Origin of the sequence: Streptomyces flavofungini, from assembly GCF_041028215.1 — a bacterium.
Taxonomy (GTDB): Bacteria; Actinomycetota; Actinomycetes; order Streptomycetales; family Streptomycetaceae; genus Streptomyces; species Streptomyces flavofungini_B.
This window is the reverse complement of sequence record NZ_JASKYR010000413.1, coordinates 1-7369: the sequence shown is the minus strand read 5'-3', so window position 1 is coordinate 7369 and position 7369 is coordinate 1. Positions and strand designations below refer to the sequence as shown.

Here is a 7369-nt window from a genome sequence, read left to right as displayed (position 1 = left end):
GGTGCAGCAGGACGGGCGGCGGGTGGCCCGCGTTGGCGATGGTGATGCGGTGCGACACCGGGTTGTAGACCGCGTACAGGCAGGTGGCCATGCGGTCCGAACCGAGCCGCTGGGCCTGCTCGTCGAGGTGGTGCAGGACCTCCTGCGGCGGCCGCGGGCACCGCCCTGCCCTCGCCGAGGAGCTCGGGCAGCGCCGCCTGCGCCGCCGCCGAGTCCGCGAAGACCGGGCGCACGCCGCGCAGGACCTCGGCGAGCGCGCCGCCGGGCCGCACCTCGCACAGCTCAGCGGTGGCCGTGATGCCCGTGAAATCGCTGCCGGGCACGACCTGGAGGGCCGGCAGCCCGCTGTCGGTGTCCTGGTCCTCGCCGCCCTCGTCGAGGGAGCGCAGCCGGTCGGTGCGGCGCAGCCGCAGCACCAGCGGTCCCGTGGGCCGTTCGTCGCCGACGGGCAGCGGGTCGCGCAGATAGACCAGGATGGCGTCGGAGAACGTCGGGACCGTGGCGCGGCACAGGCCCATCACGATCTCGTCGAGGTCTATGCCGCGGGCGATCCGCCGCGTCGCCGCGCCCACGAACCGCAGCCGGTCGCCGTCGCGCCGCATCGCCGCGGGCCCGGCACCGGGCGGCCGGGGCCGTCCGGTGCGCCGCTCCTCGCCGCCCGGCGGGCCCGCCGGGGCGCCGCCCGGCTGGCTCGGCACGCCCTCCGGCGGGCGCGGCCTGCCCGGGTCGGGCTCGGCGGCCGACGAGGGCTGGGAGTGCTCACCGGACGGCGGCACGGAGGCCCCGGGCAGCGCGTCGCCCGCACGGGCCTGTGCCGCGGGACCCGCGGCGCCGCCGGCTCCGGGCACGCCGGAGGAACGCAGCAGCGCCCCGCGGGGATCCGCGGGGGCGGTCGTCCTGGCAGCGGGTGCCTTGCGACCCTCGTAGCGACCCTCGTAGGGGGTGAGGTGCTCCGTCACGCGTTTCGAATCCGTCCGTCCGGGGCTGCGCGCCGTGCGCGCCGTCCAGCGTTGCGCGTCGCTCAGCCGCGTCGGCAGTGCAGAAAGATCTGGTGCTCGGGTGGTACGTCTGTGCTCGCCGGTGCGTACGAGTAGGTGGCCTCGTCGGCGATGTCGAAGCCCGCGTCACGTACGACCTGACGCAGTTCATCGCCCAGGTAACCCGATACCCGGATCGTGTGCCCCAGGAACGGGATTGCCGCGTCGTCCAGATCGGCCTCGACCATGGACAGCTCCATCAGGCCTCCGGGCCGCAGCAGCCCGTGCAGCCTCCGCAGCGCCTCGGGGATCTCCGGGCGCGGCAGCATGAGCAGGGCGAAGAAGCAGGCGATGCCGTCGAACAGGCCGACTCCCCGCGGTCCGTCGGCGGTGAGGTCCGCAATGTCGAGTTGCCTGAACTCGACCGCAGGCACGTTCTTTCCGGCCAGTGCGAGCATGCCCGACGAGATGTCCGTGCCGACGACGGTGTGGCCCGCCTCGGTGAGCTGCCGGGCGGTGGGCAGGCCCGTGCCGCAGCCCACGTCGAGCACCCGGGAGCCGGGCGGCAGCGCCGCTGCCAGGCGTCGCCCGGCGGCGAGCTGGCCCTCCTTGTGCGGGAAGGCGTCGTCGTAGAACTGCCCGATGCCGTCAAAGGCCTCGGCCTGTCCTCTGCGGTCCACGCTCACGTTCTGCCGCCCCTCGATGACTTCCTGTCAGGCACCGCACAGGTTCGCGGAGTTGCTGCTGTGCGCCCTTGCGGAGGACGATCCTACGTTTGAACCACGGGGGCGCATCAAGGGTCTCATGAGGACACATGCGCGGGCGTACGGTCCCAGTCATCCGGGAGGGAGGGTACGTCCCAGGACGGATCGGGACGCCAGTGCTGCCAGCCGTCCGAAAACGGTGCCCCCCAGGCCTCGATCACGCCAAGGGCGGCCCGCCCCGCCGCGCGTACGTCAGCGGCCTTCTCCTGGTCCATCAGGCCCACCCGCAGGGCCTGCGCGAACTCGTCCTCGTCATGCCACTGCCAGCTCCGGTCCGGCCGCACGGAGATGTCCAGAAAGTGATCCTCGGAGTCGACGCCGCCCGCCCAGCGCGCGCGGGGCTCCTCCAGGTTCACGTACCAGTTCTTGAACTTCCAGCCGTGGTCCCAGAACAGCCAGACCGACCACGGCTCGCCGGGGTGGGCGAGCTTGAGCACGCCGGTGCCCGCCCAGTGGCTCCTGCTGACCGCGCGCGGCTTGGTGTACCGGGTGGCGAGCGGCTCGCGGTGCACCGGCGTCCCGTCGGCGAGCACCGGCTTCACGCATTCGGTGCCGGGCGCCATCCATACGGCGAGCAGCTCCGGGGTGTCCTGGACGACGGTGACGGGACGGCAGATGTGGAAGCGGTCCCCGGCGTTCTCCCGGTACCGCCACAGGATGTGGTCGCCGGGGGCCCACCTGGCCGCTCCGCCGTCCGCCGTCTTTCCGTCGAGGTCTGTCATGGACAGATATTAGACGCCGTCGCCACGCGAAGCCGGTGCGTTCGGGGGATGCCCCTAGGGACGGGTCATGCGCAGCACGTCCAGGGCCTCGTCGAGCTGTTCGAGGGTGAGTGCGCCCCGTTCGACGTATCCGGACTCCAGGACGACCTCGCGGATCGTCTTGCGTTCGGCGAGGGACTTCTTCGCCACCTTGGCGGCCTCCTCGTAGCCGATGTACTTGTTCAGCGGTGTCACCACGGAGGGCGAGGACTCGGCGTACTCCCTGGCGCGCTCGCGGTGGGCGGTGATGCCGTCGACGGTCCGGTCGGCGAGCAGCCGCGAGACGCTGGCGAGGAGGCGGATCGACTCCAGTACGTTCTTCGCGATGACCGGGAGCATGACGTTGAGCTCGAAGTTGCCCGCGGCGCCCGCCGCGGCGACTGTCGCGTCATTCCCCGTGACCTGCGCGGCGACCATCAGGGCGGCCTCCGGGATGACCGGGTTCACCTTGCCCGGCATGATCGAGGAGCCGGGCTGGAGGTCGGGGAGGCTGATCTCGGCGAGCCCGGTGCGGGGGCCCGAGGCCATCCACCGCAGGTCGTTGGAGATCTTCGTCAGGCCGACGCCGATGGTGCGGAGCTGCCCGCTGGTCTCCACGATGCCGTCGCGCGCGCCCTGCGCCTCGAAGTGGTCGCGGGCCTCGGTCAGCGGCAGGTCGGTGGCCCGCGCGAGCTCCTCGATGACGGCGGCGGAGAAGCCGGGCGGGGTGTTGATGCCGGTGCCCACGGCCGTGCCGCCCAGCGGCAGTTCGGCCAGGCGCGGGAGGGAGGCCTGCAGCCGCTCGACGCCGTACCGCACCTGGGCCGCGTATCCCGCGAACTCCTGGCCGAGGGTGACGGGGGTGGCGTCCATGAGGTGGGTGCGCCCGGACTTCACCACGTCCGCGAACTCGGCGGCCTTGCGCTCCAGGGCCTCGGCGAGGTGGTCGAGGGCGGGGATCAGGTCCCCGGTGACGGCGCCGGTCGCCGCGATGTGGATCGAGGAGGGGAAGACGTCGTTCGACGACTGTGACGCGTTCACATGGTCGTTCGGGTGCACGTCGCGGCCGAGCCGCTCGGTGGCGAGGGTGGCGATGACCTCGTTCGTGTTCATGTTCGACGAGGTGCCCGAGCCGGTCTGGAAGACGTCCACCGGGAAGTGCTCGTCCCAGCGGCCGTCGGCGACCTCGGCCGCCGCGTCCGCGATGGCGTCGGCCACGTCCTGATCGAGCACGCCGAGCGAGGCGTTGACCTTGGCGGCGGCCGCCTTGATCTGCGCGAGGGCCGCGATGTGGGCCCGCTCGATGCGCTGTCCGGAGATCGGGAAGTTCTCCACCGCGCGCTGGGTCTGGGCACGCCACTTGGCGTCCGCGGGGACCCGCACCTCGCCCATCGAGTCGTGCTCGGTCCGGTACCCGCCGGTGCGGTCGTCGCTGGCGTCGCTGGTCATGCCGTGAACCTACCTCTCCGCTCGAAACCCCGTCGAAGGCTGTGGAAAACCCTCGAAAAGTTGAGCACTTGTCTTGTTCGGGCTATTCCCATGTCGTCTACCCACCAGTACAAACCGTGGGTAACACCAAACCGTGGAGGCGCGATGAAGCGCATCAGACGCAGCGGACGGTCCCGCCTGCGAGGTACGTTCGCGGCGGCCGCCGCGACGGCGGCCCTGCTCGGCGCGGCGGCCACCGGGCCCGCCCGCGCGGCCGACGAGGACGCGGCGGCGAAGGCGCGGCAGCCGCAGTCGGCGCCGCTGTCGGCGCCCCTGTCGCCGGAGCTGGAGAAGATCCGGGCGCGGGAGGCCACCGAGCTCTACGGCGACCCCGCCGAGCGCCCCATGGCCGACCGCAGGACGGGCCTGATCTCGCTGGGGGACAGCGAGATCTCCGGCGAGGGCGTCGGCACGTACGAACCCGGTACCGAAGGACCGGACAACTGGTGCCACCGCTCGCCGGACGCCGCGATCCACCGCACCGGCATCCCCGCCGACGTCACGTACAACGTCGCCTGCTCGGGCGCGCAGACCGTCAACATCAGGATCGGCGGCCAACGGCAGTACGCCGACGAGCTCGTCCAGAGCGACAACCTCGCCATCAAGGCGCGTAATACGCGGATCAAGGCGATCCTGCTCGTCGTCGGCGCCAACGACGACCTTCAGTTCTCCCCGGTGATGACCGACTGCGTCACCCGCTACCTGCTCAGCCAGGGCGCCTGCGCCGGGAAGTACGACGGCGGCTGGCAGGCGCGCGTGGACGCGCTCGTGCCCAAGGTCGAGCAGACCCTCCGGGACCTGAAGACCGTCATGAGGGACGCGGGCTACCAGGAGGGCGACTACCGGCTCGTCGCCATGGGCTACCCCAGCCCCATCGGCCCCGACTTCCGGGACAACCCGAAGTTCCCGGGCAAGCTCGCCTGCGGCGGCCTCGGCTACGACTCCGACACCGAGTGGGGCCGCAACGTGGCAGTGCCCGCCTTCGAGACCGGCATGCGCAGGGCGGCCAGGAACGCGGGCGCCACCTACCTCGACAACTCCCGCCTCTTCCACGGCCACGAGGTCTGCATGGAGGACACCTGGGCGCGCGGCCTCTACGTGGACCTCTCCCACCCCTTCCCGCCGGACTCCAACTCCGTCCGCCAGTCCTTCCACCCCAACGCCCGCGGCCACGCCGCCTTCGCCTCCTGCCTGACGCAGCTCTACGCGTCCGGCTACCGCGAGGCGGGCTGCGCCGACCCGGCGAGCACCGGCAGCCCGAAGCTGTACGAGGGCGGCTGGGACGACGCGTACAAGCCGCTGAGGAACGCGGCGACCGGCACCTGTGTGGACGTCGACGCGTCCCGGAGCGGCAACGGCACCCAGGTGCGGGGCTGGGACTGCACCGGCAACCGCAACCAGACCTGGTGGTACGACACCGCGCGCGGCTCGCTGCACACGGGTCTCACCCAGGACCGCTGCCTCGACGTGCCCGGCAGCGCCTACAAGGAGGGCGCCGCCGTCACCCTGTGGAACTGCCACGGCGGCGGCAACCAGAAGTTCGTCCGCGAGGCGGGCACGGTGCGTCCCGCCTCCGCCACCGGCCTCTGTCTGACCCTCGCGGGGGCCAAGGAGCCGGTGCGGCTGCGGAAGTGCACGGGAGCGGCGGACCAGCGGTTCGCCTGAGAACACCGCAGGGGCCCCTTCACGCGCGCGTGAAGGGGCCCCTGCGGCACGTACTACGCCAGGCCGGGACCGCGCACCGGGATGTGCGTGAACGTCGGCTCGGGGGCCGGGTTCTGGAAGAAGTCGTTGCCCTTGTCGTCGACGACGATGAACGCGGGGAAGTCCTCGACCTCGATCTTCCAGACCGCCTCCATGCCGAGCTCCTCGTACTCGACGACCTCGACCTTCTTGATGCAGTCCTGGGCGAGGCGCGCGGCGGGGCCGCCGATCGAACCGAGGTAGAAGCCCCCGTGGGCGTCGCACGCGTCGGTGACCTGCTTGCTCCGGTTGCCCTTGGCGAGCATCACCTTGGAGCCGCCCGCCGCCTGGAACTGCTCCACGTAGGAGTCCATGCGCCCGGCCGTCGTCGGGCCGAAGGAGCCGGAGGCGTAACCCTCGGGGGTCTTCGCGGGGCCCGCGTAGTACACGGGGTGGTCCTTCAGGTACTGCGGCATCTCCTCGCCCGCGTCGAGCCGCTCCTTGATCTTGGCGTGCGCGATGTCGCGGGCCACGACCAGGGGGCCGGTCAGGGAGAGGCGGGTCTTCACCGGGTGCCTGGTCAGCTCGGCGAGGATCGCGTCCATGGGCTGGTTGAGGTCGATCTCGACGACGTCGGCGGACCCGGCGTCGTCGTTGAGGCTCTCGTCCGTGGTCTCGGGCAGGAAGCGAGCCGGGTCCGTCTCCAGCTGCTCCAGGAAGACGCCCTCGGCGGTGATCTTCGCGGTGGCCTGGCGGTCGGCCGAGCAGGAGACGGCGATGGCGACGGGCAGCGAGGCGCCGTGCCGGGGCAGGCGCACCACGCGTACGTCGTGGCAGAAGTACTTGCCGCCGAACTGCGCGCCGATGCCGATCTTCTGGGTGAGCTCGAAGACCTTCTCCTCCAGCTCCTTGTCCCGGAAGCCGTGGCCGGTCGGGGAGCCCTCGGCGGGCAGCTCGTCCAGGTAGTGCGCGGAGGCGTACTTCGCGGTCTTCAGGGCGAACTCGGCGGACGTGCCGCCCACGACGATCGCCAGGTGGTAGGGCGGGCACGCGGCCGTGCCCAGCGAGCGGATCTTCTCCTCCAGGAACTTCATCATGGAGGCCTCGTTCAGGACGGCCTTCGTCTCCTGGTACAGGAACGACTTGTTGGCCGAGCCGCCGCCCTTGGCCATGAAGAGGAACTTGTAGGCGCCGCCGTCGGTCGCGTACAGCTCGATCTGGGCGGGCAGGTTGGAGCCGGTGTTCTTCTCCTCCCACATGGTCAGCGGGGCCATCTGGGAGTACCGCAGGTTCAGCTTCGTGTACGCGTCGTAGATGCCCCGGGAGAGCGCCTCCTCGTCGCCGCCCTCGGTGAGGACGTTCTGGCCGCGCTTGCCCATGACGATCGCGGTGCCGGTGTCCTGGCACATGGGGAGCACACCGGCGGCGGCGATGTTCGCGTTCTTCAGCAGATCGAGGGCGACGAACTTGTCGTTGCCGGACGCCTCGGGGTCGTCGATGATCCGCCGGAGCTGCGCCAGGTGTGCGGGCCGCAGGTAGTGCTGGATGTCGTGGATGGCCTCGGCGGCGAGCTTGCGCAGAGCCTCCGGGTCGACCTTGAGGAACGTCCGCCCGTCGGCCTCGAAGGTGGAGACACCCTCGGCGGTCACCAGCCGGTACGGGGTGGTGTCCTCTCCCAGCGGGAGCAGATCGGAGTATGCAAACGCAGGGCTGGGTG

5 protein-coding genes and 1 pseudogene are annotated in these 7369 nt (G+C 71.4%); 1 reads left to right on the top strand and 5 read right to left on the bottom strand.

The features are described 5' to 3' along the window. The 4 genes and pseudogenes from AB8Z36_RS25385 to AB8Z36_RS25370 all read right to left on the bottom strand — a co-directional run. A pseudogene (locus AB8Z36_RS25385) lies at positions 1–959 on the bottom strand (SpoIIE family protein phosphatase); the annotation flags it as partial. 62 nt (positions 960–1021) lie between these two features. Then, complete coding sequence (locus AB8Z36_RS25380) at positions 1022–1663, bottom strand: class I SAM-dependent methyltransferase (protein ID WP_369215695.1); 642 nt, start codon at positions 1661–1663, stop codon at positions 1022–1024. A 116-nt stretch (positions 1664–1779) separates the two neighbouring features. Next, positions 1780–2463, bottom strand: a complete 684-nt coding sequence (gene fomD / locus AB8Z36_RS25375) for a cytidylyl-2-hydroxypropylphosphonate hydrolase (protein WP_369215694.1) — start codon at positions 2461–2463, stop codon at positions 1780–1782. A 54-nt stretch (positions 2464–2517) separates the two neighbouring features. After that, on the bottom strand, positions 2518–3930 hold the full coding sequence (locus tag AB8Z36_RS25370) for a class II fumarate hydratase (RefSeq protein ID WP_369215693.1): 1413 nt from the start codon (positions 3928–3930) through the stop codon (positions 2518–2520). A gap of 144 nt (positions 3931–4074) precedes the next feature. Here AB8Z36_RS25370 and AB8Z36_RS25365 point away from each other — a divergent pair, with 144 nt between their 5' ends. After that, the gene (locus AB8Z36_RS25365) at positions 4075–5634 is read left to right on the top strand and encodes a ricin-type beta-trefoil lectin domain protein (protein WP_369215692.1); all 1560 of its coding nucleotides are present in this window, start codon (positions 4075–4077) and stop codon (positions 5632–5634) included. 53 nt (positions 5635–5687) lie between these two features. Here AB8Z36_RS25365 and AB8Z36_RS25360 read toward each other — a convergent pair. After that, a partial coding sequence (locus tag AB8Z36_RS25360; RefSeq protein ID WP_369215691.1) for a fumarate hydratase occupies positions 5688–7369 on the bottom strand: 1682 nt, incomplete at its 5' end.

Excerpts from the sequence above, each read along its gene's own strand:
- fomD (WP_369215694.1), bottom strand. The coding sequence starts at position 2,463 with ATGACAGACCTCGACGGAAAGACGGCGGACGGCGGAGCGGCCAGGTGG.
- AB8Z36_RS25370 (WP_369215693.1), bottom strand. The coding sequence starts at position 3,930 with ATGACCAGCGACGCCAGCGACGACCGCACCGGCGGGTACCGGACCGAG.
- AB8Z36_RS25365 (WP_369215692.1), top strand. The coding sequence starts at position 4,075 with ATGAAGCGCATCAGACGCAGCGGACGGTCCCGCCTGCGAGGTACGTTC.